Annotated in this window: 19 protein-coding genes; 9 read left to right on the top strand and 10 right to left on the bottom strand. The window is 70.5% G+C overall.

Annotation, left to right across the window (positions count from 1 at the left end; all coding sequences use genetic code 11):
• Positions 1–76: 76 nt before the first annotated feature.
• Entirely contained in the window at positions 77–964 is an 888-nt protein-coding gene (locus ACFV0T_RS32385; RefSeq protein ID WP_385787001.1) for a phosphatase PAP2 family protein, read from the bottom strand.
• A 131-nt stretch (positions 965–1,095) separates the two neighbouring features.
• Complete coding sequence (locus ACFV0T_RS32380) at positions 1,096–2,130, bottom strand: LacI family DNA-binding transcriptional regulator (protein ID WP_385786999.1); 1,035 nt, start codon at positions 2,128–2,130, stop codon at positions 1,096–1,098.
• Positions 2,131–2,554: 424 nt separating this feature from the next.
• Here ACFV0T_RS32380 and ACFV0T_RS32375 point away from each other — a divergent pair, with 424 nt between their 5' ends.
• The 8 genes from ACFV0T_RS32375 (at position 2,555) to ACFV0T_RS32340 (ending at position 16,969) form a co-directional block, all read left to right on the top strand.
• Positions 2,555–3,826, top strand: coding sequence for an extracellular solute-binding protein (locus ACFV0T_RS32375; RefSeq protein ID WP_385786996.1), 1,272 nt, complete (start codon positions 2,555–2,557; stop codon positions 3,824–3,826).
• A gap of 135 nt (positions 3,827–3,961) precedes the next feature.
• Positions 3,962–4,966 (top strand): carbohydrate ABC transporter permease, encoded by a 1,005-nt coding sequence (locus ACFV0T_RS32370; protein ID WP_385786993.1) that lies wholly within the window; start codon positions 3,962–3,964, stop codon positions 4,964–4,966.
• Positions 4,967–4,979: 13 nt separating this feature from the next.
• On the top strand, positions 4,980–5,888 hold the full coding sequence (locus ACFV0T_RS32365) for a sugar ABC transporter permease (protein WP_385786990.1): 909 nt from the start codon (positions 4,980–4,982) through the stop codon (positions 5,886–5,888).
• A gap of 179 nt (positions 5,889–6,067) precedes the next feature.
• Positions 6,068–7,729: a glycoside hydrolase family 13 protein gene (locus ACFV0T_RS32360; protein WP_385786987.1), complete on the top strand. Its 1,662-nt coding sequence runs from the start codon at positions 6,068–6,070 to the stop codon at positions 7,727–7,729.
• 135 nt (positions 7,730–7,864) lie between these two features.
• Positions 7,865–9,241 (top strand): alpha-amylase family protein, encoded by a 1,377-nt coding sequence (locus ACFV0T_RS32355; protein WP_385786984.1) that lies wholly within the window; start codon positions 7,865–7,867, stop codon positions 9,239–9,241.
• Positions 9,242–9,469: 228 nt separating this feature from the next.
• Complete coding sequence (gene pulA, locus ACFV0T_RS32350) at positions 9,470–14,881, top strand: pullulanase-type alpha-1,6-glucosidase (protein ID WP_385786981.1); 5,412 nt, start codon at positions 9,470–9,472, stop codon at positions 14,879–14,881.
• 77 nt (positions 14,882–14,958) lie between these two features.
• Positions 14,959–16,590, top strand: coding sequence for a SpoIIE family protein phosphatase (locus ACFV0T_RS32345; protein WP_385786979.1), 1,632 nt, complete (start codon positions 14,959–14,961; stop codon positions 16,588–16,590).
• A gap of 28 nt (positions 16,591–16,618) precedes the next feature.
• Positions 16,619–16,969 (top strand): 5-carboxymethyl-2-hydroxymuconate Delta-isomerase, encoded by a 351-nt coding sequence (locus ACFV0T_RS32340; protein ID WP_385786977.1) that lies wholly within the window; start codon positions 16,619–16,621, stop codon positions 16,967–16,969.
• Positions 16,970–16,978: 9 nt separating this feature from the next.
• On the opposite strand, the gene ACFV0T_RS32335 is transcribed toward ACFV0T_RS32340, so the two are convergent.
• From ACFV0T_RS32335 to ACFV0T_RS32315, 5 genes are all read right to left on the bottom strand, one after another.
• On the bottom strand, positions 16,979–17,668 hold the full coding sequence (locus ACFV0T_RS32335; protein WP_385786975.1) for a TetR/AcrR family transcriptional regulator: 690 nt from the start codon (positions 17,666–17,668) through the stop codon (positions 16,979–16,981).
• A gap of 56 nt (positions 17,669–17,724) precedes the next feature.
• Positions 17,725–18,804, bottom strand: coding sequence for a PDR/VanB family oxidoreductase (locus ACFV0T_RS32330; protein WP_385786972.1), 1,080 nt, complete (start codon positions 18,802–18,804; stop codon positions 17,725–17,727).
• Positions 18,804–19,718 (bottom strand): metal-dependent hydrolase, encoded by a 915-nt coding sequence (locus tag ACFV0T_RS32325; protein WP_385786969.1) that lies wholly within the window; start codon positions 19,716–19,718, stop codon positions 18,804–18,806. Before ACFV0T_RS32325 ends, ACFV0T_RS32330 begins: the two co-directional genes overlap by 1 nt.
• A 66-nt stretch (positions 19,719–19,784) precedes the next feature.
• Entirely contained in the window at positions 19,785–21,698 is a 1,914-nt protein-coding gene (locus tag ACFV0T_RS32320) for a hypothetical protein (protein WP_385787077.1), read from the bottom strand.
• Between the two features lie 171 nt (positions 21,699–21,869).
• The gene (locus tag ACFV0T_RS32315) at positions 21,870–22,370 is read right to left on the bottom strand and encodes a tetratricopeptide repeat protein (protein ID WP_385786967.1); all 501 of its coding nucleotides are present in this window, start codon (positions 22,368–22,370) and stop codon (positions 21,870–21,872) included.
• 121 nt (positions 22,371–22,491) lie between these two features.
• Between ACFV0T_RS32315 and ACFV0T_RS32310 the strand changes: the two genes are divergently transcribed.
• Positions 22,492–22,899 (top strand): hypothetical protein, encoded by a 408-nt coding sequence (locus ACFV0T_RS32310; protein ID WP_385786964.1) that lies wholly within the window; start codon positions 22,492–22,494, stop codon positions 22,897–22,899.
• Positions 22,900–22,986: 87 nt separating this feature from the next.
• Here the strand turns inward: ACFV0T_RS32310 and ACFV0T_RS32305 are convergent, their stop codons facing one another.
• The 3 genes from ACFV0T_RS32305 to ACFV0T_RS32295 form a co-directional block, all read right to left on the bottom strand.
• Entirely contained in the window at positions 22,987–24,543 is a 1,557-nt protein-coding gene (locus tag ACFV0T_RS32305) for a DUF1996 domain-containing protein (protein ID WP_385786962.1), read from the bottom strand.
• 171 nt (positions 24,544–24,714) lie between these two features.
• Positions 24,715–25,368 carry a LuxR C-terminal-related transcriptional regulator gene (locus tag ACFV0T_RS32300; RefSeq protein ID WP_385786959.1) on the bottom strand — a complete coding sequence of 218 codons (654 nt, stop codon included), beginning with the start codon at positions 25,366–25,368 and terminating at the stop codon, positions 24,715–24,717.
• On the bottom strand, positions 25,353–26,639 hold the full coding sequence (locus ACFV0T_RS32295) for a sensor histidine kinase (protein ID WP_385786957.1): 1,287 nt from the start codon (positions 26,637–26,639) through the stop codon (positions 25,353–25,355). The genes ACFV0T_RS32300 and ACFV0T_RS32295 overlap by 16 nt, the downstream gene beginning before the upstream one ends.
• Positions 26,640–26,667 lie beyond the last annotated feature (28 nt).

Raw genomic sequence — 26,667 nt, 5'->3', positions numbered from 1 at the left:
CCTCGGCGGCGCGAGGCGAGGAAAGCCCCGGCGGCCCGGGCCGATGAGGGCCCCGGCGGTGCGGACGAAGGGCGCCTCAGCCGACCGAGTCCGACGGGCGAGCGACGGGGTCCGCCGGGCGGACGTGCCGGAAGCGTTCGTTCCATGGCGCGCTCGGCAGGGCGTACGGCAGAGCCCCGTACCAGAGGCGGGTCACCGCGAAACCGAAGCCGAGGCACAGCAGGCCGCCCACCGCGTCCAGCCAGAAGTGGTTGGCCGTGGCGACGATGACCACCAGGGTCGCCGCCGGGTAGAGCAGCCCCAGCACCCGCACCCACGGGACGCGCGCCAGCGCGAAGACCGTCAGCCCGCACCACAGGGACCAGCCGATGTGCATCGACGGCATCGCGGCGTACTGGTTCGACATGTGCTTCAGGTCGCCGGACGCCATCGAACCCCAGGTGTGGTGCACCATCACCGTGTCGACGAAGCCCCCGCCGTTCATCAGCCGCGGCGGCGCCAGCGGATACAGGTAGTAGCCGACCAGGGCCACTCCCGTCGTCGCGAACAGCGCGAGCCGCGTCGCCGCGTAGCGTCCGGGATGCCGGCGGTACAGCCACACCAGCACCGCCAGCGTCACCACGAAGTGCAGCGTCGCGTAGTAGTAGTTCATGCCGATGATCAGCCAAGTCGCCGAGTTCACGGCGTGGTTGACCGATTGCTCGACGGCGATGCCCAGCCGGTGCTCGGACCGCCAGATCCAGTCGGCGTTGCGCAGCGCCTCGGCCCGCTGCTCCGGGACCGCGTTGCGGATCAGTGAGTACGTCCAGTAACTCACCCCGATCAGCAGGATCTCGAACCACAGCCGGGGCCGGCGCGGAGTGCGCAGCCGACGCAGCGGACCCCGGTTCGGGCCGTCCGCGACGGACTGCGGAACGGCCGCCCGTTCGCGGCCTTCCTGTGTCGTCACGGTCGGTTCACCCATAGGAGCAAAGTCTGCCAGAAAAGCGTTCCGGCACCGATCATCCCCTGGTCGGGCACGGGCCGCATGTCCTACTGCCATGGGATTCCCGCCGCTCCTACCGGCGTACGGTGCAATCCGCCCGATTCTCCGCCCTAAGGACGATTCCGGTCCCCAGGGGCCGAAGCGGTCGATCCCCGCACCACCAGCTCCGGCATGAACACGAACTCGCTGTGCGGCGCGGGCGTCCCGCCGATCTCCTCGAGCAAGGTGCGCACCGCGGCCTGTCCCATCGCCGGGACCGGCTTGCGGATCGTGGTCAGCGGCGGGTCGGTGAAGGCGATCAGCGGGGAGTCGTCGAAGCCGACCACCGACACGTCCTGCGGGACGCTCAGCCCCCGCTGCCGCGCCGCCCGTATCGCGCCCAGCGCCATCATGTCGCTGGCGCAGACGACCGCCGTGCAGTCGCGGTCGATGAGCGCCGTGGTGGCGGCCTGGCCGCCCTCCAGGGTGTACAGCGAGTGCTGGACGAGCTCGGTCTCGATGGTCTCGGCGGCCAGCCCCAGCTGATCCTGCACCGCCCGGACGAAACCGTCGATCTTCCGCTGGACCGGTACGAACCGCTTCGGGCCGAGCGCCAGTCCGATCCGGGTGTGGCCGAGCGACACCAGGTGCGTGACCGCCAGCGTCATGGCGGCCCGGTCGTCGGGGGAGATGAACGGCGCCTGCACCTTGGGGGAGAAGCCGTCGACGAGCACGAACGGCACGCCCTGCGCCCGCAGCTGCTCGTAGCGCTGCATGTCGGCGGTGGTGTCCGCGTGCAGCCCGGAGACGTAGATGATCCCGGCGACCCCGCGGTCGACGAGCATCTCCGTCAGCTCGTCCTCCGTCGATCCGCCGGGGGTCTGGGTGGCGAGCACCGGGGTGTAGCCCTGCCTGGTCAGCGCCTGGCCGATGACCTGGGCGAGGGCCGGGAATATGGGGTTCTCCAGCTCCGGGGTGATCAGGCCCACCAGACCCGCGCTGCGCTGCCGCAGCCGCACCGGACGTTCGTAGCCCAGCACGTCGAGCGCGGCCAGCACGGACTGACGGGTGGTGGCGGCGACGCCCGGCTTCCCGTTGAGGACGCGGCTGACGGTCGCTTCGCTCACCCCCGCCTGCGCTGCGATGTCGGCAAGCCGTGTGGTCACGGCACCGGACTGTACCGGTCGCATGCCGCCTTGCACACCAATCGGACGCCGTGTGCGAGCGGTTGGCCGCCCCGCCCCGGGCTGCTGCGTCATCGCGGTCCTCGTGTTCTGGTCGGCATCCTGTCCCGCAAGAGATGGTCCCCGCGCGGGTAACGGTTAGCAAGAGCTTGCAGAGTCTTGCACAACCCGGCCCCATCCCGCTCAGCCCCGGAATACACGGGTCTCGCGACGGTGGACAAGAGGTCACGGCGGCGTAACTTCCGTGACCTCTTGCGCTTTTTTTCTGCAAGGTCTTTCGCAACGCTTACATGGCTGTTACGTTCTCGTCGCCCGGCGGCCGCAACGGCGCAGTCGGCAAGTCGACAGGGGCGGCGGACGGGACCGCCACCTGTAGCACACGGGCTTTCACCCTCAAGGAGAACTCATGCGGCGTGGCATAGCGGCCAGCGCGCTGGTGGCGTCTTTCGCCCTCGCGGCGACGGCCTGCGGCGGCAGCGACAGCGGCGACAAGGCCGACGGTCCGGTCACCATCACGTGGTGGGACACGTCCAACGCCACCAACGAGGCACCGACGTACCAGGCCTTGGTCAAGGAGTTCGAGGCCGCCAACAAGAACATCAAGGTCAAGTACGTCAACGTGCCGTTCGACCAGGCGCAGAACAAGTTCGACACGGCCGCCGGTGCCTCCGGCGCCCCGGACATCCTGCGCTCCGAGGTCGGCTGGACCCCCGCCTTCGCCAAGAAGGGCTACTTCCTGCCGCTCGACGGCACCGAGGCGCTCGCGGACCAGGCCAAGTTCAAGTCCAACCTGATCACGCAGGCCCAGTACGACGGCAAGACCTACGGCGTGCCGCTGGTCACCGACACCCTCGCGCTGGTCTACAACAAGCAGCTCTTCCAGAAGGCCGGCATCGCCGAGGCCCCCAAGACCTGGGACGACCTGAAGAAGGACGCGGCCACCATCAAGGCCAAGACCGGCGTCGACGGCTACTGGGGCTCCACCCAGGCCTACTACGCCCAGTCCTTCCTCTACGGCGAGGGCACCGACACCGTCGACGCCGACGGCAAGAAGATCACGGTGAACTCGGACGCCGCGAAGAAGGCGTACGGCACCTGGCAGGGTCTGTTCGCCGGCAAGGGCCTGCACAAGGCCGACACCACCGCCGACGCCTACGCCCACATCCAGGACGCGTTCGTCAACGGCAAGGTCGCCGCGATCGTGCAGGGCCCCTGGGAGATCACGAACTTCTACAAGGGTTCGGCGTTCTCCGACAAGAGCAACCTCGGCATCGCCACCGTCCCGGCCGGCTCCACCGGCAAGGCGGGTGCCCCGACCGGCGGCCACAACCTCTCGGTCTACGCCGGCTCGGACAAGGCCCACCAGGAGGCCTCGCTGAAGTTCGTCAACTTCATGACGTCGGCGAAGTCCCAGGCGTCCATCGCGCTGAAGAACTCCACGCTGCCGACGCGTGACGACGCCTACACCGCCGAGGTCAAGGCCGACCCGGGCATCGCCGGCTACCAGGGCGTCCTCGCCGCCGCCCAGCCGCGCCCCGCGCTGCCCGAGTACAGCTCCCTGTGGGGCCCGCTGGACACCGAACTGCCCAAGATCGCGGGCGGCAAGGAGACCCTCGACAAGGGTCTGGGCAACGTCGAGACCGCCATCGCCAAGCTGGTGCCGGACTTCAGCAAGTGACCCCGAGTGGCCGTCGGATCCTCCTGACTCATGGGGGGAAGGATCCGGCGGCCACCGGCCTGACCCGGTCCGCCACCGAGGCGGTATCCGCCCAGCCACTTCTCAGAGCCGCAGAACTTCCAGAAGGTGTCGAACATGACAGTCGCCATCGACCGCGCCACCGGCAAGCGCCGCGGTGACCGCGCGCCGCGGCCCGGGCTGGGCCAACGCCTGAAGCACGGATACCAGAAGCACTGGTACGCGTACGCGATGATCGCCCCCGTGGCCGTCGTGCTCGGCGTCCTCGTGCTCTACCCCCTGGTGTACGGCCTCTACCTCACCCTCACCGACGCCAACAGCCTCAACACGGCCCGCACGATCGGCGTCAACCACATCGACGCCACCTACAAGTTCATCGGCCTGGACAACTACCAGGACATCCTGTTCGGCCCGACGTCGTACGACCGCTTCTGGTCGCACTTCATCTGGACGATCGTGTGGACCGCGCTGTGCGTCGCGCTCCACTACGGCATCGGCCTCGGACTGGCGCTGCTGCTCAACCAGAAGCTGCGCGGCCGCACCTTCTACCGGCTGATCCTGGTCCTGCCGTGGGCCGTGCCCACCTTCGTCACCGTGTTCGGCTGGCGGTTCATGCTCGCCGACGGCGGCATCATCAACTCCGCACTCGACGCGCTCCATCTGCCCTCGCCCCTGTGGCTGGAGGACACCTTCTGGCAGCGCTTCGCCGCGATCATGGTCAACACCTGGTGCGGTGTGCCGTTCATGATGGTCTCGCTGCTCGGCGGCCTGCAGTCCATCGACGGCACCCTGTACGAGGCCGCCGAGATGGACGGTGCCAACGCCTGGCAGCGCTTCCGGTACGTCACCCTGCCGGGCCTGCGTTCCGTCAGCTCCACCGTCGTCCTCCTCGGCATCATCTGGACCTTCAACCAGTTCGCCGTCATCTTCCTGCTGTTCGGCAACACCGCCCCCGACGCGCAGATCCTGGTGACCTGGGCCTACTACCTGGGCTTCGGACAGCAGCCGCGTGACTTCGCGCAGTCGGCGGCCTACGGCATCCTGCTGCTGGCCATCCTGATCGTGTTCACCTCGTTCTACCGCCGCTGGCTGAACCGCAACGAGCAGCAGCTCGCGATCTGAGGCAGGAGTCCCCATGAGTACGACCACAGTCGAGACCTCCGCCGCGGTGAACGAGAAGCCCTCCGCCGAGGCCCGCAGCAAGAGCCCGCGCCGTGGCGAGCGCAGCCTCGCCGGCTCCCTCGCCTCCCACGGCATCCTGACCGTCGCCAGCCTGATCGCGCTGTTCCCGATCGCCTGGCTGGTCTACCTCTCCCTCGGCCCGGACAAGGACGACTACCTCCACCCCGGGCGCATCTGGGACAAGATGACGCTGGACAACTACTCGTTCGTCCTCCAGCACACGAACTTCTTCGACTGGATGAAGAGTTCGCTGATCGTCTCGCTCGGCACCACGGTCGTCGGCGTCCTCGTCGCGGCCACCACCGGCTACGCGGTCTCCCGGATGCGTTTCCCCGGCTACCGCAAGCTGATGTGGGTGCTGCTGGTCACGCAGATGTTCCCCATCGCGGTCCTGATCGTGCCGATGTACCAGATCCTGTCGGACCTCCAGCTCATCGACAGCTACCTCGGTCTGATCCTGGTCTACTGCTCGACCGCCGTGCCCTACAGCGCCTGGCTGCTCAAGGGCTATTTCGACACCATCCCGTTCGAGATCGACGAGGCCGGACGCGTCGACGGGCTCAGCCCCTTCGGCACCTTCGTCCGGCTGATCCTGCCGCTCGCGAAGCCGGGCCTGGCGGTCGCCGCCTTCTACAACTTCATCACCGCCTTCGGCGAGGTCGCCTTCGCCTCGACGTTCATGCTGGACGACACGAAGTACACCTTCGCCGTCGGACTCCAGAGCTTCGTCAGCGAGCACGACGCCCAGCGCAACCTGATGGCCGCCACGGCCGTGCTGGTCGCGATACCCGTCTCCGCGTTCTTCTACCTCGTGCAGAAGAACCTGGTGACCGGCCTCACCGCGGGCGGCACGAAGGGCTGACGCCCTCGCGACCCCGGCTCCCGCGCGCCTGACCGCGCGGGTGGCGGCCGCGGTGCCCCATCCGACCCCGCAGGCACCGCGGCCGCCTCGTCACCCTTCGCAGACTTCGACGACCCGACCTCCCTCCCCCACTCTCGGCTGTGCTCGAGCGGGGGGACCCCCATCGCATCAAGGACGCCATGAGCCAGCACTCCGCCGACCCGGCCGAAAACACCGCCGTCGCCACCGTCGCCCAGCGCGACTGGTGGCGGGACGCGGTGATCTACCAGGTCTATCCGCGCAGCTTCGCCGACAGCAACGGCGACGGCATGGGCGACCTGGAGGGCGTACGTTCCAGACTCCCCTACCTGCGCGACCTCGGCGTGGACGCCGTGTGGCTCAGCCCCTTCTACGCCTCGCCGCAGGCCGACGCCGGTTACGACGTCGCCGACTACCGGGCCGTGGACCCCATGTTCGGCAACCTCCTGGACGCCGACGCGCTGATCCGCGACGCCCACGGACTGGGGCTCAGGATCATCGTCGACCTGGTCCCGAACCACTCCTCCGACCAGCACGAGTGGTTCAAGCGCGCGCTGGAGGAGGGCCCCGGCTCCCCGCTGCGCGAGCGCTACCACTTCCGGCCCGGCAAGGGCGCGAACGGCGAACTCCCGCCCAACGACTGGGAGTCCATCTTCGGCGGTCCGGCCTGGACCCGCGCCGCGGACGGTGAGTGGTACCTCCACCTGTTCGCCCCGGAGCAGCCCGACTTCAACTGGGAACACCCGGCGGTCGGCGACGAGTTCCGCTCGATCCTGCGCTTCTGGCTGGACATGGGCGTCGACGGCTTCCGCATCGACGTCGCCCACGGCCTGGTGAAGGCGCAGGGCCTGCCCGACCTGGGGTCCCACGAGCAGCTCAAGCTGCTGGGCAACGATGTCATGCCGTTCTTCGACCAGGACGGCGTGCACGACATCTACCGGCAGTGGCGCACGGTCCTCGACGAGTACGCGGGCGAGCGGATCTTCGTCGCCGAGGCGTGGACGCCGACGGTCGAGCGCACCGCCAACTACGTCCGCCCGGACGAGCTGCACCAGGCCTTCAACTTCCAGTACCTGGGTACGGAGTGGGACGCGGCGGCGCTGCGCAAGGTCATCGACAGCACCCTGGAGGCCATGCGCCCGGTCGGCGCCCCCGCCACCTGGGTGCTGTCCAACCACGACGTCACCCGCCACGTCACCCGGTTCGCCAACCCGCCCGGTCTCGGCACCCAGATCCGCACGGCCGGCGACCGCGAACTGGGTCTGCGCCGGGCCCGCGCGGCCACCCTGCTGATGCTGGCGCTGCCCGGCTCGGCCTACGTCTACCAGGGCGAGGAGCTCGGCCTGCCGGACGTCGTGGACCTGCCGGACGAGGTGCGCCAGGACCCGGCGTACTTCCGCGGCGCGGGCCAGGACGGATTCCGGGACGGTTGCCGGGTGCCGATCCCGTGGACCCGCGAGGGCTCCTCCTTCGGCTTCGGCAGCGGCGGCAGCTGGCTGCCGCAGCCGGCGTCCTGGGGCGAGTCGAGCGTCGAGGCGCAGCAGGGCGTGCCCGGCTCCACCCTGGAGCTGTACCGCGCCGCCCTCGCCGTCCGCCGCGGCCGGTCCGACCTGGGCGCGGGGGAGTCGGTGGAGTGGCTGCGCGCCCCCGAGGGCGTTCTCGCCTTCCGGCGCGGGGAGTTCGTGTGCGTCGCCAACACGACGGGCGAGTCGGTGAACACCCCGGCGTACGGCCGCGTACTGCTCGCCAGCGGTGAGGTGACGGAGGCCGGCGGCGAGGCGAAGGTGCCCGCGGACACGACCGTGTGGTGGGCGACCGCGTAGGCGCCGCTCCGAAAGTTCTTGCTGCAACTTCCTACGGCCCGCTGCCCTTTTGGGTGGCGGGCCTTTAACATCTGCGCAACCGCGAGGTTTCCGCGGTGTTTCAGCAAGAACCTTCAATGGAGAAGGAACCCCCACATGGCCAGCAGCAGAACCGTCTCGGGCGCGCTCGCCCTCGCCGCGGCGGCGGCCGTCATGGCACCGGGCACCGCCCAGGCCGCCCCGCCCGGCACCAAGGACGTCACGGCCGTCCTCTTCGAGTGGAACTTCGCCTCGGTCGCGAAGGAGTGCACCAGCACCCTCGGCCCCGCCGGGTACGGCTACGTCCAGGTCTCCCCGCCCGCCGAGCACATACAGGGCTCGCAGTGGTGGACGTCGTACCAGCCCGTCAGCTATCGGATCGCCGGCCGGCTGGGCGACCGCACGGCGTTCCGGAACATGGTGAACACCTGTCACGCGGCGGGCGTGAAGGTCGTGGTGGACTCCGTCGTCAACCACATGGCGGCGGGCAGCGGCACCGGCACCGGCGGCTCGTCGTACACGAAGTACGACTATCCCGGTCTGTACTCCTCCTTCGACTTCGACGACTGCACCGCCCAGGTCTCCAACTACAGCGACCGCTGGAACGTCCAGCACTGCGAACTCGTGGGCCTCGCCGACCTCGACACCGGCGAGGACTACGTCCGCAGGGCGATCGCCGGCTACCTGAACGACCTGCTCACCCTGGGTGTCGACGGCTTCCGCATCGACGCGGCGAAGCACATCGACACGGCCGACCTCGCCAACATCAAGTCCCGGCTGAGCAACCCGTCGGTGTACTGGAAGCAGGAGGTCATCTACGGCTCCGGCGAGGCGGTCCAGCCCACCGAGTACACGGGCAACGGCGACGTCCAGGAGTTCCGCTACGCCTACGACCTCAAGCGGGTCTTCAACAACGAGAACCTCGCCTACCTGAAGAACTACGGCGAGGGCTGGGGCTATCTGAGCAACTCGGTCGCCGGTGTCTTCGTCGACAACCACGACACCGAGCGCAACGGCAGCACGCTCACCTACAAGGACGGCGCGAACTACACCCTCGCCAACGTCTTCATGCTCGCGTACCCCTATGGGGCTCCGGACGTCAACTCCGGCTACGAGTGGTCCGACGCGGACGCCGGCCCACCCAACGGCGGTTCGGTGAACGCCTGTTGGCAGAACGGCTGGAAGTGCCAGCACGCCTGGCCCGAGATCAGGTCCATGGTCGCCTTCCGCAACACCACCCGCGGCCAGTCGATGACCAACTGGTGGGACAACGGAGGTGACGCGATCGCCTTCGGCCGGGGCGCCAAGGGCTATGTGGCGATCAACCACGAGTCGAGCGGCCTGACCCGCACCTACCAGACCTCACTGCCGGCGGGCACGTACTGCAACGTGCAGAACAACACGACGGTGTCGGTGAACTCCAGCGGGCAGTTCACCGCCACCCTGGGCGCCAACACGGCCCTGGCGATCTACTCCGGCAAGTCGAGCTGCTGAACCCCTCGGCCGGGCCGCCCGACGCCCGCTCGGCTCGCGCCGGGCGGCCCGGCCAGGACCGGGTGTGAAAGTTCTTTCCATGGGTTTCAAGACCCTTGCTGTAAACCTTTCGTTAGCGATACGGTCGCGCCGGCGCCCGGCGACGAAGCCGTCCCGCGGCGCAGGGGTCGGACCCTGTGAGGGCCCTTGCGGGTCCTTTTGAGCCGTAATCGCTAGGAGTTCACGCCTGTGATACCGAGATGGCCGGCGCCCCGGACGCGCCGCACCGCGTATGCGAGACGGATCGTGGCCGTCACCGTGGCCGCGCTCGCCGCAGCCCTCGTCCAGCCCCTCGCCGCCCACGCGGACGCCCCGCCCCCGCCCCCGTCCGACGCGAAGCTCGCCGCCGCGCCCGCCCGGCACGACGACACCCGCGAGCAGTTCTACTTCGTCATGCCGGACCGTTTCGCCAACGGTGACAGCGCCAACGACCGGGGCGGACTGACCGGTTCGCGGCTCAGCACCGGCTACGACCCCGCCGACAAGGGCTTCTACCAGGGCGGCGACCTCAAGGGTCTGACGCAGCGGCTCGACTACATCAAGGGCCTGGGCACCACCGCCATCTGGATGGCCCCGATCTTCAAGAACCAGCCCGTGCAGGGCACCGGCGCCGACGCCTCGGCCGGCTACCACGGTTACTGGATCACCGACTTCACCCAGGTCGACCCGCACTTCGGCAGCAACAAGGACCTCGAGACCCTCATCTCCAAGGCGCACGCCAAGGGCATGAAGGTCTTCTTCGACGTCATCACCAACCACACCGCCGACGTCGTCGACTACCGGGAGAAGTCCTACGACTACCTCTCCAAGGGCGCCTTCCCGTACCTGACCGAGGACGGCGAGCCCTTCGACGACGCCGAACACGCCGACACCGGTGGCGAGTTCCCCGCCGTCGACGAGGACTCCTTCCCCCGGACCCCGGCCGTCCCCGCGGCGAGGAAGAACGTCAAGGTCCCGTCCTGGCTCAACGACCCGACGATGTACAGCAACCGGGGCGACTCGACGTACGCGGGCGAGTCCACCACGTACGGCGACTTCTCCGGCCTGGACGACCTGTGGACCGAACGTCCCGAGGTCGTGCGGGGCATGGAGAAGATCTACCAGCGCTGGGTCGGGGACTTCGACGTCGACGGCTTCCGGATCGACACGGTCAAGCACGTGAACATGGAGTTCTGGACCCAGTGGGCCACGGCCCTGGACGCCTACGCGGCCCGGCAGGGCCGGGACGACTTCTTCATGTTCGGCGAGGTCTACTCCGCCGACACCTCGATCACGTCCCCCTACGTCACCCAGGGCCGCCTCGACGCCACGCTCGACTTCCCCTTCCAGGAGGCGGCCCGGCAGTACGCCTCCCAGGGCGGCAGCGCCCAGAAGCTCGCGTCGGTCTTCGGTGACGACTACAAGTACACGACCGACAAGGCCAACGCGTACGAACAGGTCACCTTCCTCGGCAACCACGACATGGGCCGGATCGGGTACTTCCTGAAGCAGGACGACCCCGACGCCACCGACGCCCGGCTCGTGCGCAAGGACGAGCTCGCCAACGAACTGATGTTCCTCAGCCGCGGCAACCCGGTCGTCTACTACGGCGACGAGCAGGGCTTCACCGGCTCCGGCGGCGACAAGGACGCCCGCCAGACGATGTTCGCCTCCCGGGTCGACGACTACCTCGACGACGACGAACTCGGCACCGACCGCACCCACGCCGCCGACGCCTACGACACGAACGCGCCGCTCTACCGGCAGATCAGGGCGCTCGCCGAGCTGCGCAAGGCCAACCCGGCGCTCACCGACGGAGTCCAGGAGCAGCGTTACGCGGCCAACGGTCCGGGTGTCTACGCCTTCTCCCGCACCGGAACCGGCAAGGACACGACCGAGTACGTCGTCGCCTTCAACAACGCCGACGAGGCGAAGACGGCCACCTTCGCCACCGGTTCGGCCGGCATGACCTTCCGCGGCGTCCACGGCACCGACGCCGTCGTCCGCTCCGACGCCGACAAGAAGATCACCGTCACCGTCCCGGCCGGCTCCGCGATCGTCCTCAAGGCGGCCGGCCGGCTCGCCGCGCCCTCGACGAAGCCGACGATCACCCTGAAGGCCCCGGACGCCGGGGCCACCGGCACGGTCGAGCTCACCGCCGACGTCTCAGGCGGCCGTCTCGACCGGGTCGTCTTCGCCGCCCAGACCGGCGACGGCAGGTGGCAGACCCTCGGCTCCGCCGACCACGCCCCCTACAAGGTCACCCAGACCATCGGCAAGGACGTACCGGCCGGCACCGCCCTGCGGTACAAGGCCGTCGTCGTCGACTCGGCTGGCCGCACCGCGAGCGCCACCGCCGCCTCGGCCACCGGCACCCCGCCCGCCCCGGAGATCCCGACCGCCGCCTCCCGCGAGTACGCGGTCGTGCACTACCGGCGCACCGACGGCGACTACGCCGACTGGGGCCTGTACGCCTGGGGCGACCTGGCCGACGGCGAGGCCACGAACTGGCCCGACAGCCACCCCTTCACCGGCCGCGACGCCTACGGCGCCTTCGCCTACGTCAAACTGAAGCCCGGCGCTTCGAGCGTCGGCTTCCTCGTCATCGACAAGGACGGCGACAAGGACGTCACCGCCGACCGCACGATCGACGTCACCAGGACGGGTGAGATCTGGATCGAGCAGGGCAAGGAGGCCGTCCGCACCGAGAGGCCTACGGCCGACTACCCCGAGCAGGACAAGACCAAGGCCGTACTGCACTACCACCGCGCCGACGGGAACTACGACGGCTGGGGCCTGCACGTCTGGACGGGCGCCGCGAACCCCACCGACTGGTCGAAACCCCTCGAGCCGGTGAAGACTGATGCCTATGGCGCGGTCTTCGAGGTACCGCTCACCGAGGGTGCCGGCAGCCTCAGTTACATCATCCACAAGGGTGACGAGAAGGATCTCGCCACCGACCAGTCCCTGGACCTCACCGCCGACGGCCACGAGGTGTGGCTGTTGAACGGCCAGGAGGACTACCTGCTGCCGCAGCCCGCGGGCTCCGCGGCCGCCCTCGACCTGGCCACCTCCAAGGCGGTCTGGATCGACCGGGACACCCTCGCCTGGAACGGCTCCGACGCGGCCGCCTCCACCCAGCTGCGCTACTCCCACGACGGCTCGATCGCCGTCCGGGACGGCGCCCTCACCAGCGACGACGAGCGCTGGCTGCGGCTGACCAGGACCGCTCTCACCGACGCGCAGAAGGCGAGGTTCCCGCATCTGAAGGACTACACCGCCTGGTCCGTCGACCCGCGTGACCGCGACCGGGTGCGCGAGGCCCTGCGCGGCCAGCTCGTCGCCTCCCAGCTCGCGGCCAACGGCGCGGTCCTGTCCGCGACCGGCGTCCAGATCGCGGGCGCGCTCGACGACCTGTACGACGCGACCAGGGCGAAGCTCGGCCCGGTCTTCCGCGACGGCAGGCCCACCCTGTCCGTCTGGGCCCCCACAGCCCAGTCCGTGCGCCTCGACCTCGACGGCACCACCGTCCCCATGAAGCGCGACGACACCACGGGCGTCTGGTCCGTCACCGGCCCGGCCTCCTGGAAGAACAAGCCCTACCGCTACGTCGTCAAGGTCTGGGCGCCCAGCGTCCGGCAGGTCGTCACCAACCAGGTCACCGATCCCTACTCCGTCGCCCTCAGCGCGAACTCCGAGCGCAGCCTCGTCGTCGACCTCGACGACCGGTCCCTGGCCCCCGGCGGCTGGTCGACCCTGACCAAACCCAAGGCCGTACCGCTGAAGGACGCGCAGATCCAGGAGCTGCACATCCGGGACTTCTCCGTCGCCGACCCGACGGCCGCCCACCCCGGCACCTACCTCGCCTTCGCCGACAAGGACAGCGACGGCTCCAAGCACCTGCGCGCACTGGCCGCGGCCGGCACGTCGTACGTGCATCTGCTGCCCGCCTTCGACATCGCCACCATCGCCGAGCGGACGTCCGACCAGGCCACCACGGACTGCGACCTCGGCTCCTACCCCGCCGACTCCGACAAGCAGCAGGAGTGCGTGGCGAAGATCGCCGCGAAGGACGCCTACAACTGGGGCTACGACCCGTACCACTACACGGTCCCCGAGGGCTCGTACGCCACCGACCCGGACGGCACCACCCGCACGGTCGAGTTCCGCCGGATGGTCAAGGCCCTCAACGACGACGGCCTGCGGGTGGTGATGGACGTGGTCTACAACCACACCGCGGCGGCCGGCCAGGCCGACACCAGCGTGCTCGACAAGGTCGTACCGGGCTACTACCAGCGACTCCTCGCCGACGGCTCGGTCGCCGACAGCACCTGCTGCGCCAACACCGCGACCGAGAACGCCATGATGGGCAAGCTGGTCGTCGACTCGATCGTCACCTGGGCCAAGGAGTACAAGGTCGACGGCTTCCGCTTCGACCTCATGGGCCACCACCCGAAGGCCAACATCCTCGCCGTGCGCAAGGCGCTGGACGCGCTGACCCTCGCGAAGGACGGCGTCGACGGCAAGAAGATCATCCTCTACGGCGAGGGCTGGAACTTCGGCGAGGTCGCCGACGACGCCCGGTTCGTGCAGGCCACGCAGAAGAACATGGCCGGCACGGGCATCGCGACCTTCTCCGACCGCGCCCGGGACGCGGTGCGCGGCGGCGGCCCCTTCGACTCCGACCCCGGCGTCCAGGGCTTCGCGTCCGGCCTGTACACCGACCCCAACTCCTCGACCGGCAACGGGACCCCGGCCGAGCAGAAGGCCCGTCTCCTGCACTACCAGGACCTGATCAAGGTCGGCCTGACCGGCAACCTCGCCGGATACCGCTTCACGGACACCGACGGCAAGGACGTCACCGGCGCCGAGGTCGACTACAACGGCGCGCCCGCCGGGTACGCGGACGCCCCCGGCGACGCGCTCGCCTACGTGGACGCCCACGACAACGAGTCGCTGTTCGACGCCCTGGCCTACAAGCTGCCGAAGGACACCTCCGCGTCCGACCGGGCCCGGATGCAGGTCCTCGCGATGGCCACGGCCGCCCTCTCCCAGGGCCCGGCGCTGTCCCAGGCCGGCTCGGACCTGCTGCGCTCCAAGTCGCTGGACCGCAACTCCTACGACAGCGGCGACTGGTTCAACGCCATCCACTGGAACTGCGCCGACGGCAACGGCTTCGGCCGCGGCCTGCCGATGGCGACCGACAACGCCGACAAGTGGCCCTACGCCAAACCCCTGTTGAGCTCCGTCGGGGTGGGCTGCGCGCAGATCACCGGAGCCTCGGCCGCCTACCGGGACCTGCTGCGGATCCGTACGTCCGAGCAGGCGTTCTCCCTCGGCAGCGCCGGACAGGTGCAGTCGAAACTCGCCTTCCCGCTGTCCGGGAAGGACGAGACGCCCGGGGTGATCACCATGCGGCTGGGTGACCTGGTCGTCGTGTTCAACGCGACGCCGACGACCCAGCGGCAGACCGTCGGCGCGCTCGCCGGGACGGGCTACCGGCTGCACCCGGGGCAGGCGTCAGGCGCGGACCCTATCGTCAAGTCGGCCCGTTATGAGCGGGAATCGGGCACATTCGCCGTTCCGGGTCGCACTGTGGCGGTGTTCTCCCGGACCGCGTGACGGCGCACTAGCGTGGTGGGGGCGGGCCCGGCGCGGGCCCGCCCCCACCCGCACCTGCCCTCGAGGGGCGTCGGCACATGAACGGGAACGGTAAGCAGCAGACGACGGACACCACCGTGCTGGTCGTCGACGACACGGCGGCCGGCCGCTACGCCATGGGCGCGGTGCTGCGCCGCGCCGGACACCAGGTGGTGCCCGTGGCGAGCGGCAAGGAGGCGCTCGTCGAACTCGACGTACGGCTGCGCTCGGGCACCCTGCCCGACGTGGCGCTGGTGGACGTGGGCCTGCCGGACATGAGCGGCTTCGAACTGTGCCGCCTGGTCAAGGCCCGCCCGCCGATGGCCGCCCTGCCCGTGGTGCACTTCTCCGCCGCCGCGGTGGCGACCGGCGACCGGTGCCGCGGGCTGGACGCGGGCGGCGACGCCTATCTGACCGTGCCCGCCGATCCGCGCGAGATCCAGGCCGTGGTCCGGGCGGCGCTGCGCGGGGCGCGCCGGGGCACCGGCGCGGAGACGCTGGTCCACCGGCTGACCCAGCTGTCCGAGGCGATCGTCACCGTGCAGGCCGCGCGCAGCCCGACGGAGCTGGCCGGTGCGGCGGCCGAGGGCGCGGCCCGGCTCACCGGCACCCCGGCCGTCGTGTTCGTCGCCGGACCGGACGGGGAGCTGTACCGGGGCACGTCCCGGGACCTCGACATCCTCGGACTGCCGGGCGCGGACGCGGACGCGGAGGAGACCGTGGCGCGGCTGCTCCCGAGGATCGCGGAAGGACGCGGCGGGGTGCAGAGCGTCGTCGTGCCCGCGCCGCTGTGGCCGGTCGGCTTCTTCAGGCCCGGCGTGCGGGACGACGCCCGGCTCGTGCTGACCCTGACCCAGGGCCGGCGCACGCCGGTCTGCATCGCCACGCCCGCGCGCTCCGGTCACGGCGCGGATCCCGAGCGCGACGGACTGCTCGCCCGCCTCGCCCAGGCCACCGCGCTCGCCGCCGAACCCCTGCTCAGGTACCAGGTGGAGCGCCATGTCGCCCTCACCCTGCAGCACAGCTTCCTGCCCCGCCCGGACCGCCTGCCCGAACTGCCCGGCGTCGACCTGGTGGTCCGTTACGTGCCCGCGTCCCACGACACCGAGATCGGCGGCGACTTCTACGCCGTGCTGCGCACCGGCGCCGGAGTGCTGACCGCGGTCGGCGACGTCGTCGGACACTCGCTGGACGCGGCCACCGTGATGGTGGAGATCCGGCACGCGCTGCGCGCCTACTGCGTCGAGGACGGCGACCCCGCCGTGCTGGCCGGACGGCTCGACCGGATGCTCCAGCGCTACCACCCGGACGTCACCGCCACCGTCTGCCTGGCCCTCGTCGACCCGGACAGCGGGCGGCTGCGCATCGCCAACGCCGGTCACATCCCGCCGCTGCTCCTGCGCGGCGAGGGCGGCGCCGAGTACGTCGACGTCGCCGGACCCCTGCTCGGGCTCGGCCTGGACCGTCCGGCCCCCACCGAGGTGGTGCTGCGCCCCACCGACCGGCTGCTCATGATCACCGACGGTCTGATCGAGACCCGCGGCATCGACCTCGGGACCTCCATGCGCCATCTGCGCACGGTCGCGGCCGGTACCCCGCCCGGGCTCGACGTCCTGTGTGACCTGCTGCTGGACTGTTTCGGCCATGACCGGGAGGACGACATAGCGATGCTGGCCCTGCGGCTAGGGTGAGCCCAGGTTCCCAGAACAGGAGTTCCCCATGCCGCAGATCACCGTCGACTACTCGCAACGGCTCGCGGACGGCTTCGACCGGCCCGGCTTCGCGCGGGCACTGCACACCGCCACGGTCGAGATCGCGGCCGCGAAGCCGACGGCCTGCAAGACGCAGTTCCGCCGGACCGAGGACACCGTGGTCGGCCCGGACACCGAGGGGCATGCCGTCGTGCACATCCACATCGGTCTGCTGGCCGGCCGTACCGAGGAGACGAAGGCCCGGCTCACCGAGACCGCGCTCGAACTGCTGCGCCAGTACGTGAAGCCCGTCGACGGACTCGCCCTGCACGCCTCCGCAGAGGTCCGCGACCTCGACCCGTCGTACCGGAAGTACTGAGCACGTTCCTCAGGACGCGAGCGCGATCAGCCGGGCGGCCAGGTCGCTGAAGGGGCCGTCGGCCGGTTCGTCCTGGAGTATCGGCCGCAGCACCGCGCGCATCTCGTCGTCGAACGCGGCGCTCACGGCGGTGAGCGCGGCGAAGTCGTGCACGAGCTGGATCTCCAGCTCGGCACGCGCGATGCGCCGGCCGTCGAGCCAGATCAGCGCGGTCGACTCGGCGAGCGAGATCCAGGAGCGGATCACCAGCTCGAGCCGCGCGGGAGGGTCCGTGACCCTCAGATGCGCGAGGATGTGCTCGTAGGCGGCCTGCCGTACGGAGTCGATGAGCGCGTTGGTGGTCGAGGAGCCCACCGCGGGGCCGCCGCGCATCAGGGCCGAGAAACCGGGGCCGTGCTCGTCCACGAAGTCGAAGTACCGGCGCATCACCCGCAGCAGCCGCGCCCCGAGCGGCCCTTCGTGCGGTTCCGCGAACCGGCCCGCCAGATCCTCCGAGGCGCGCTTCAAGGCGGCTTCGTAGAGGCTGAGTTTGCCGGGGAAGTAATGGTAGACGAGCGGTCGTGAGATGCCCGCGGCCGCCGCTATCTCGTCGATGGAGACGTCGTCGGGCGAGCGGCGGCTGAACAGTTCCAGGGCGACACGGATCAACTGCTGCCGACGCTCGTCGACTCCCATTCTGCGGCGAACCCCGGTAGTCATACGAACACCTTACCGACCCGAACCGGAACCGAACGGACCGGACGTGCCACACGCGTTCACAAATCCAACACAATTCGCTCACTTCTCGCCCGTGACACGCAGATGAGCATCGAGTCGGCGCGCTCCGCGTCCGTCAGCAGCTCGTCCCGGTGGTCGATCTCGCCCGCCAGCACCCGCTGTTGGCAGGTCCCGCAGAAGCCCTGCTCGCACGAGTACGCGGTGCCCGGCAGCTCGGCGCGCACGGCGGCCAGCACGGTGGAGTCGGCCGGTACCGTCAACGTCCGCCCGCTGCGTCGGAGTTCGAGTTCGAAGGGGCCGTCGCCGTCGGTGGAACCGCCCGGCGCGAACCGCTCCAGATGGAGCGTGGCCCCGGCCGGCAGCCGTGCGGCGACCGCCTCCATCAGCCCCTGCGGCCCGCAGCAGTAGACGGCGGCACCCGCCGGCACGTCCGCGAACAGCGCGTCGAGATCGGGCAGCCCGTCCTCGTCCTCGGAGACGAGGGTGACACGGTCCGGGCCGACCGGCCCCCCGTCCCCGCCGATCGCCCCGATCTCGCCGATCTCCGTCAGGAACGGCATCGAGGCCCGGGTACGGCCCCCGTACAGCAGCCGCCACCGCGCACCCGGCGGCAGGGCCCGCAGCATCGGCAGCACGGGGGTGATCCCGATGCCGCCCGCGACGAAGACGTACGACTCCGCCTCGACCAGCGCGAACCGGTTGCGCGGCCCCCGAACCTCCAACTCCGTCCCCACCCGCACCGCCGTGTGCACCTCGCGCGAGCCGCCCCGCCCGTCCTCGGCCAGCCGCACGGCCACCGTGTACGACGAGGTGTCCGCCGGGTCGCCGCACAGCGAGTACTGCCGCACCAGCCCCGAGGGCAGCACCAGGTCGAGATGCGCGCCCGGCTCCCAGCGCGGCAACCGCCGCCCTTCCAGGCGCAGTCGTACGACCCCCTCGGCGACCGTCTCGTAGGAGGTGACCGGCAGCCGCAGCGCCCGCGGCCGCGGCTGTCCGGAGACCGGGCGCTCCAGGGCCGGCAGCGGCCACAGCGGCGAGGCCTGGATCCGGCGGCGCAGCGCCCGCCGGGCGAGCAGCGCACTGCCCGCGAGGACCGCGACGGTCCGCAGCCTCGGCATCAGGCGGCACCCTTCTCGGCGGCGAGCGCGGCGCGTGCGGCGGGGGAGCCGGCCAGGTAGGCGACGGCCTGCGCGGTGCTGCCCTCCTGCGAGGGGTGGTAGTCACGGCCCAGATAGCGCGGGATGGACCGGACCATGGCGCCGGTCGAGGGCAGTACGCCGCTCCGGCCGCGGACGTGGAAGTCCTTGAAGGTGGCTCTGCCGTCCACCAGCGTCGGGTCGTTCGCCATGAAGAAGCGGACCCCGCGCTGCCAGAGGAACACCAGCGCCGTGAAGGCGGTCGCCCAGGTCCGCGCGCGCCGCCGGTAGCCGCCGTCGAGGTGCTGGAACAGCTCGAAGGCGACGGACCGGTGCTCGACCTCCTCGGCGCCGTGCCAGCGCAGCAGGTCCAGCATGGTCGGATCGGCGCCGCGCCGGTCCAGCTCCTCGGCGTTCAGCACCCAGTCGCCCAGGAACGCCGTGTAGTGCTCGATCGCGGCGATCAGCGCGACCCGCTCCAGCAGCCACCACCTGCGGGCCCGGCCCGGCGGCAGCGTGCGGTCGCCGAGCAGCTTCTCGAAGAGCCAGTCGACCTGCGCGGTGTACGGCGTCGGGTCGAGCCCCAGCTCGCGCAGATGCGGCAGCACCTCGTCGTGGGCCTGGGAGTGCATCGCCTCCTGCCCGATGAACCCGACGACGTCCTCGCGCAGCCGCTCGTCCCGGATGTACGGCAGCACCTGCTTGTAGACGTGCACGAACCAGCGCTCGCCCGCGGGCAGCAGCAGGTGCAGCACGTTGATGGTGTGCGTGGTGAACGGGTCACCCGGCACCCAGTGCAGCGGGGTGGCCTCCCAGGAGAAGGACACGTCGCGCGCCTTGAGCGGGATCCGCTCGTCCTCGACCGGACGGGGCACCCGGGGCTGCTTGTTAGACATGGCGTCAATGTACTGACGGGTAAGCCCGGGTGGAACCCTCGTGGCGGACTTCTTTCGCCGCCCTTCTCAGCGCAGCGCGCTGATCGACCGCCCGTCGTCCAGCGTCCCCTTGAGCCCGGCCTGCGCCCCTTCCTTCGTGCGCGCCGCCAGCAGACTGCCCCGCGAGGTCGCCCGCACCCCGCCCGTCGCACGGATCGACGCGGTGTCCCGGCTGCCCGCGGCCAGCAGGTACCAGGACCCGGACTCCGCCTTCCACAGCACACCCGCCAGCACATGCGGATCGCGCGCACCGCACGCCGACACGTTCTCCGCCTTCGCCGCGACCGCCCCGTACTTCCCGCCCGGGGTGTGGAACTGGGCCAGCACCCGCGGGCCGCCGCCGCGCCAGGTCTCGGCCCTCGTGCACACCCAGGTGGCCGTGCCGTTCGCGTCCGGCAGCGACTGCTCGGCGTACGTCCAGGCGTTCACCGACCGCACGCCCTGGCCGCGCGCGTCGGCCAGCGAGCACGCGAACGGCGCCCAGGTGCGCAGCGCCGCCGCGCCGCTCACCTCGTGGGGCGCGGTCGGCCTGCCCGAGGTCAGCCGGACCGGCACCAGCTCGCCGAGGTCCGTCAGCAGCCGGGAGCCGGAGGCGTCGGTCAGCTGGAGCACGTTCCACGAGGCGCAGTCGCCGGTCCGGGTGGCCGGGCTGGCCAGCGGTGCGGTGATCCCGCCGGTCAGGTCCAGATCCATCACCCCGGCGCCGGGCTTCATCAAGTCCCGCTCGGCCGCCTTCTTCACCCACGGCGCGGTCAGATAGCGCACGTTGCCGTCGGCCCGGCCGAGGACCACCGCGCCCGCCTCGGCGGCCGTCGCGCCGTCGACCCGGGCGAAGTCGAGGGCGGCGCCCTGCGCGCCGTCCTTCGGCTCGGCGTAGCGGGCGATGCGCAGACCGTCGTAGAGGATCACCACGCGCGCGCTGTCGACGGTCCCCGCGTACAGCAGCTGGGGCGGTCCGGCCGGCCCGCCGGACGGGGTGCCGGGGGTGACCGAGACCTGGACGCGCTCGCCGGGACGGGCCCAGACCGCGAGGGCGCGGCGCAGCAGGGCGGTGTCGCCGGTGAGGTCGCCGCGCGCGGGCCACACGGAGAAGTCGGTGCGTGCGGACGACTCCCAGGCCAGGGGTGCGACCCGGAGCAGCTTGCCGGGGTCAAGGGCGGCCTCGGCCGCGGGGTTCTGCGCGTACGCCGGAGCGGCGGCGCCGTCGGGCCCCCAGCCGTCGCCCGGCAGGGCCACCAGGGCGCCGCACACCGCGAGGGCGGCGGCCGCGGCGAGTGCCGCCCGGGAGTGCTGGCGGCGGCGCATCAGGTCGGTGGGCCGGGCCTGGAGCGCGCAGGGGTCGAACTCGGGGGAGTCGAGCAGCGCGTACTGCGCGGGCGTGGTGTCGGCCTCACGCAGCGCGGCGTCCGGGTCGCTCACGCCCGCCGCCGTGAGCACCCTGCGCACGTCGCCGTCGGGGAGCTTCTCCAGACCGCGCAGTACATGCGCGGCGCGGGCCGGTCCGGACAGGGCCGACAGCCGCTGGTCCAGGGCGAGTTCGTCCGTGCCGCCCGAGCGCGGGAACAGGCGCAGACCCCACACCTGGGGCAGCAGCGGCGGCAGCTGGGAGCGCTTCGGCCAGGCGAGGCGGCGCAGCGGCAGCCCGGCTTCCAGCGCCGTACGCACGACCTGGAGCCGGACGAAGGCGTAGCCCGGGTCGCCGTCCCGGCCGGTCGACTGGGCCGGGATAGCGGGCGCCGACGTGCGTTTGCCGGGCAGCGCGCGCTGGGTGAGGGCGTGCGCGGTCAGGACGCGCCGGCCTCGGCCCAGGCCCGGCGGCAGCACCAGATAGGCGAGCCGGACGAGCCGCGGGTAGTGCTCGACGAGCGCGGCCTCGGCCTGCTCGACGTCGACGTCGGTGGCGGACGGTGTGGGGCGCGGGGCGACATGCTGTGACTGCACGTTCAGCAGAACGAGCGAATCGGTGGTTGGTCACCGCCACTCGGGCGAACCGCGCACTGAGCCGTCCGCCGAGCGGGCCGCCTCACAGCCCGCCGGGTCAGCCCGCTGGGTCGGTCCTCCCGGTCAGCCCCCGGTCGGTCCGCCGGGGCGGTCCCCCGTCAGCCCGTCGGGTCAGTCCGTCGGCTCGACCAGCGCTCGCGCGTAGTTCGCCATCGACCGCTGGTAGCGCGGCAGATGGGGGGCCAGGGCACCCAGTACGAGGGAGAGGCCCTCGCGGTCCCGGCCGAGGCTGGACAGGCACAGCGCGAGACAGGCGCGCACGGCGTCGTCCAACTCGTCCGACGGACCGTCCAGTTCGGGAGTCAGCAGCTTGACGCCGTCCTCCGCCCGGCCGATGTTCCGCAGGGAGCTCGACAACTGGATCTTGGCGCGGCGGCCCTTGTAGCCGTCGAGGCCGCGCGCCAGCGCCTCCAGGTACAGCGGAACCGCCTTGTCCGAGTGGCCCGTCGAGTCCCAGGCGCAGGCCTGCTCGAACGGCCTCAGCGGGCTGTCCTCGGGCAGTTCGGCGACGAGCGCGTCGATCACGGCCCGGAAATCCGCCGCGTCCTCCTCGGCGTAGTCGTCGAAGGTGCCCCAGGCGGCGGTCACGCGATCTTCCCAGTCTTGGTTCACCGGCCCACCTTCGCACGAGTGTGCCTACAGTGGCACGCGGAATTCCGAGCCACTCACATCCCGTTTGAGTGCGCCGCGCGCCAGGGCCGTATCCAGGACGAGGCTCTTGCAGGGAGGACAGATGAAGGTGACCCGACCGATGCTCGCGGCGGCCGCCGCCGCGGCGGTGCTGGCGCTGGCCGGCTGCGGCTCCGGCTCGGACACGGAGGCGGCGGTGCCGGTGACGGCGACCGGCAGCCTGGAACACCTGGCCGCCGAGGTGAAGTGCGCGCCGGACATGCAGACGGACGCCGACGAGATCCGCCAGGCGGTGTGCAAGAACCCCGACGGCAAGTTCATCCTGGCGACCTTCGCCACCGACCGCGGCCAGCGCGAGTGGATCAACTCGGCCAAGGACTACGGCGGTCACTACCTGGTCGGCCGCAAGTGGGTGGCCGTGGGCGAGAACAGCACCGTGGCGGCGCTGCGCACCACGCTCGGCGGGGACATCGAGCAGGGCACCGACCACTCGGCGCACACCGGTCACTGACAGCGGACAGCGCGTACGGCACGCACGAGAAAACCGGCGGTGGGATTCTCCCACCGCCGGTTTCACCGTCGGGCTAGCCCGCTGCCGTCACTGGCAGCGCTGACCCCGGTTGATGCAGTTGGCGATCTTGTTGTTCAGGTTCCCCGACATCACGTTGATGAAGTCGTCGTGGTCGGTCGCCGCCTTGTGGAGCTGCTCCGGGAAGCCGTCCACCGCGTACGGGTTCTTGACCTGTCCGTTCTGGAGGACCGGGGCCGGAACGTTGTACACCAGGCGCATCGTCAGCTGGGGAATCGCCTTGAAGCCGCCGGCGCAGTTGCCGTTGGCGTCGGCGAAGGCGACGTGCGTGCGGTGGTTGGCGCTGTCGATGTTCTGGCCGTCCCAGCAGCTCTGGAAGGCGAACGTACGCACCACGCTGCTGCCCTTCGGGCAGATCGGGTACTGCTGCGTGAGCTGCACCTTGTTCTCGAAGCCGGTGCAGCTCCAGTGCGCGTTGGCGTTCGCCAGACCGTTGGTGGTGGTCTTCGCGTCACCGGTGATGATGCGCAGGAACTGCGGCATCGCGACGACCTTGGCCTTCGGGCTGCCGACGAACTTGATCTCCGCCTGCTTGGGGACCAGGATCTTGCCGACGTTGCCTTCCTTGCCGCCGCCGTCGTTGTTCTGGTCGAAGTCCTGCGTCCCGTTCTGGAGACGGATCACCGGCCAGTAGTACGACGACTTGTCCTGCTGGTTCTGGCAGGTCGACTCGGCCGCCGCGAACTTGTCGTTGTTCGCGAAAGCGTCGTTCGACTGGTTGCCCACGTAGTCGTGCAGGTGGTGCGCGCCGTTGGTCACGCCGGGCGCCACGATCACGTTGTCCGTGTTGTGGTTGCCGTTGGCGTTGACACCGCACTTGGTGACGAACGTACCGGTCGACGCCTGGCGGTTGTTGCGGGGCTTGGCGGCGACGTTCGCCTTGACCTTCGTGATGTCCACGAAGTCGGCCGCGTTCGGGCCGTTGCCGGCCTGACCGCCGTTCCCCGCCGGCTGCTGGCCGTTGCCGTTCTGCTGGCCATTACCGTTCTGCTGACCGTTGTTCTGCTGGCCGTTGTTGTTCTGGCCGTTGTTGTTCTGCTGGCCACCGTTGTTCTGCTGGCCGTTGTTCTGACCGCCCGCGTTGGTCTGGCTGGCGGGGGTCGCGGTGCAGGCGGCGAGGGTCTCCAGACCAGCGGGCGTGGTGCCGCCGACCCTGGTGATCTCCAGCTTGATCCGGTCGATGATGTTCGCCCGGCGGTCCTTGAGCGGCTGAAGGATGGAGTTCTGAACGAAACTCGCGTCCTTGGCCTGTGCGTCGCGGGTGGTGGCCAGACGCTGGTAGGCCTCTGTGATCTGGCGGTCTAGGTTGGCCAGTTCGCCGTCGACGTCGGTGCGGGCCTGGCTCGGCACGTTCGTCAGCTTCTGACCGATGTCCGGGCAGGAGACCGTGGCGACCTGCGCTGCGGCGGCCTTCGTCTGGTTCCACCCGTTGCTGTTGTTCGACTCATGCGCCGAAGCGTAGAAGTTCGCCCAGATCAGCCCGCCCCCACCGAGCGCTAGGGCCGCCGATGCTGCAATGGCCTTGTTGGCCAACGGCGTACGGCGTTTACGTGTATTGCGTCCCATGGAACTCCTCTGACTTCCTTGAGGGGCAGCTTCGAGGCGCCCGACAGGAGTGAAGCGGCTCCCATCCATACGGAGGTGGTCCCACGGGTGTTCAAACGTCTCAGAAATTGATGAGAGAACCTGGGCACAATCCCCCCTCAACTCCCGCATCAGTCCCACGGGTTGTGATGATCAGCGGCCCTGGTCCAGATAGGCGAGCACCGCCAGGACGCGACGGTTGTCATCGTCCGACACCTCGAGTCCCAGTTTGGCGAAGATGTTGGCGGTGTGTTTGGCGATCGCCCGTTCCGTCACGACCAGCTTGCCGGCGATCGCCGCGTTGGTCCGCCCCTGCGCCATCAGCTCCAGCACCTCCCGCTCCCGCGGCGTCAGCCGCAACAGCGGCCGGTCCTCCGACGTCCGCCGCGCCAGCAGCTGCTGGATCACCTGCGGGTCCATCGCCGTACCGCCGGCCGCAACCCGTCGTACGGCGTCCACGAACTGGTCCGCGTCGAACACCCGGTCCTTGAGCAGATAGCCGACCCCGCCGGTGCCGTCGGCGAGCAGCTCACGCGCGTACAGCTGCTCCACGTGCTGCGAGAGGACCAGCACCGGCAGACCGGGCCTGTCCCGACGGGCCCGCAGCGCGCACTGCAGGCCCTCGTCGGTGTGCGTCGGCGGGAGGCGTACGTCCACCACCGCGACATCGGGGCGCTGTTCGGCCAACGCCCGGTCCAGCTCGGGGCCGGACTCGACGGCGGCGGCGATCTCGAAGTCGTAGGCCTCCAGCAGTCGGACCAGTCCGTCGCGCAGCAGGAACAGGTCTTCGGCTAGGACAACTCGCACGGGATCTCCATGGTCACCATGGTGGGACCGCCCGCGGGAGAGCTGACGGCCAGGACGCCGTCGAATGTACCGAGCCGTCGTTCGATCCCGGTCAGGCCCGAGCCGGACCCGATCGCGGCACCACCCCGGCCGTTGTCCGTGACCGAGATCCGCAGCATGCTGTCGGCGTGGTGCAGGTCCACCCAGAGGCGGTCGGCGTCCGCGTGCTTGACGGCGTTGGTGAGGACCTCGCTGACGGCGAAGTACGCGGCCGACTCCACGGGAGCGTCGGCCCGGCCGGCCGACTCCACCGTCACCTCCGTCGCGATCGGCAACCGCAGCGCCAACGCCCGTACGGCGTCGCCCAGCCCGCGCTCCGCCAGCACCGGCGGATGGATGCCGCGCACCAGGTCGCGCAGCTCGGCGAGCGCGTCGGCGGAGGACTGCCGGGCCTGCGCCAGCAGCAGCTTCGCCTTCTCCGGGTTCTTGTCCAGGAGCATCTCGATGGTCCCCAGGTCCATGCCCATCGCCACCAGCCGGGCCTGCGCCCCGTCGTGCAGGTCGCGTTCGATGCGGCGCAGTTCGGCGGCGGAGGTGTCGACGGCGTCCCGCCGGGTCTCGGTCAGGACGCGGACCCGCTCGGCCAGTTCGGCCGGACCGGGGGCGAGGACGGCTCGGGTCAGCCGGAAGTGGGCGGTCAGCAGCCGTGGGGTGAACCGGTGGGCGAGGACCAGCAGGACGGCGGCCAGTGCCGCGGCTGCGAAGGCGGTCGTCTGGTCGCTGACCGGCACGAAGCCGTACCAGTAGGGTCCGTACTCGCCGTACGGGCCGCCCGTCATGGTCCGCCACAGCCCGGCGGCCAGCGCGAACCCCTCCAGGGGATAGAGCAACAGGACGGCCGGAGCCAGCGCGGTCACGAACCCCGCCGTCATGTCGACCAGCAGCCAGCGCAGGTCCCGCCAGGTCGCGGGATCCCGCAGCAGCGCGAGGGTACGCGTCCACGGATTGGCGTTCTCGGGCGGCGGCCGGTACGCCGACGGTATGTGCACCCCGCACCACTCGGCCGCGAGCCTGCGCCGCACATCCGCGAAGTCCCGTACGCCACCGAGGATCCAGGGGGTCGTGACGAGGCCGACACCGATCGGGACGAGTGCGATGGAGACCAGGGCCAGCGTGAAGCACAACACCGCGACCGGGAGCATCGCCAGGGCCAGCACGAGCCCCCGGACCGCGGCGAGCGTGACGTCCCGCACCTGCTGACGTCCCGCATCCCTCTTCGTGTCGTTGTTCATGGCGTCAGTCTCGCGGACCGCCGAACGG

Origin of the sequence: Streptomyces sp. NPDC059582 (assembly GCF_042735715.1) — a bacterium.
Lineage (GTDB): Bacteria > Actinomycetota > Actinomycetes > Streptomycetales > Streptomycetaceae > Streptomyces.
This window is presented reverse-complemented; position numbering and strand designations above follow the sequence as displayed.